The following is a 1,384-nucleotide window of genomic DNA, read 5'->3' as shown; positions in this document are numbered from 1 at the left end:
GCGCGGGCGGATGGGTGGCCACCTGCCTGCTCGACTCCGGCCCGCTGCGGAGCAGATGAGGCGCACGGCCCGGCGGACGGCCGGGGCACGGCACGGCATGGTCACGCGCGACGTGGGCGCGACGCGGGCGCGGAACGGACGACGAGCGGACGACGAACGGAACGGCTCGGGGGGACGGCATGCGGCTGAGGTCCGATGGGCGACGACGACAACCGGGAGGGGCGGCCGACGGCCGGCCGGACATCCGGCGCGGCGGGGCGAGAGGGCGACGGCCGCTGTCGGCCGTGGCGCTGGTGACGATCCCCGTACTGATCGCCGCCGGAACGGTCGGCTGCTCGTCGGAGCGGCGGCTGACACCGGTCGAGCTCCGGCTCGAACCCGCGGGCGTGATCGGGGAGAAGCCGTTCCTGCGGGACCCGGACGCCGATCTGCGCGGGGTGGCCTCGACCGCCGCGGGCGGCGAGCGGGCGGGCGACGCCCGCGGCGCGTACGGCGGCACCCGCCAGCGCGCCCGTTGCGACAAGCCGCTGCTGATCGAGCAGATCACCGACGACCCCGCCAAGGCGAAGGCGTGGAGCGCGGCCCGGGGCATCCCGGAGAAGGAGATCGCCGCGCACATCGACGGCCTGACCCCGGCGGTCCTGATGCAGGACACCCTGGTCAAGAACCACAACTACCAGGGCGCCGGGCGCAGTCGGGCCTACGACTCCGTGCTGCAGGCCGGCGTGGCGGTGCTCGTCGACGCCTATGCGCGCCCGGCGGTCAAGTGCAACTGCGGCAACCCGCTGCGGGAGCCGCAGCGCGACGTGGATCTGCGGAGGTCCACGTACCGGGGTGAACGCTGGGAGGGCTTCCGGGGAGCCGCCGTCGCCGTGATCGAGGCCCGGCCGGAGGAGAAGGGGCCGCTGAAGGAGCTGCCGCTCGTCGACCCCTTCGAGCGGGAGAAGGCGTTCGACCGGCAGGTGGGCACGGACGGCGGAAAGGACTCCGAGGTGTTCCGCTGGGACCCGCCCCCGGTGCCCACCCCGCCGGCCGGCGGGCCCGGTGCGGAGGACGGGCCGAAGCGCGGCGGTTCGGGCGGCTCCGGCGACGCCGGAGGAACGGGGCGCGGCGGACCGGACAGCAGCGGCAGTGCCGAGAAGAGCGGCGGCGCCCAGGAGAGCGGCGCGTCGGAGAAGGGCGAACGCAAGGGCGAGGGGGACGGCGGCGGAGACGGGGAGAGCGGTTCCGCGGAGAAGGGGAAGGCGTCGGAGGGGAAGGGCGGTTCGGGGAGCGGCGACGGCTCGTCGCCGGACAGCGGTACGCGGACCTCCCCGCCCTCGTCCCCCGGGGGCCCGGCCTCGCCGTCGGACCCGCCGGGGGAGGGCGGCGGCCCACCCCCGCC

1 protein-coding gene is annotated in these 1,384 nt (G+C 76.5%); it reads left to right on the top strand.

From position 1 onward, the window contains the following. Positions 1-284: 284 nt before the first annotated feature. Positions 285-1,384: DUF6777 domain-containing protein (locus ACSNOD_RS31165; protein ID WP_436770435.1), on the top strand; the 1,100-nt coding region annotated here is incomplete at its 3' end.

The organism is Streptomyces sp. URMC 123 (genome assembly GCF_051386515.1).
GTDB lineage: Bacteria > Actinomycetota > Actinomycetes > Streptomycetales > Streptomycetaceae > Streptomyces.
This window is presented reverse-complemented; position numbering and strand designations above follow the sequence as displayed.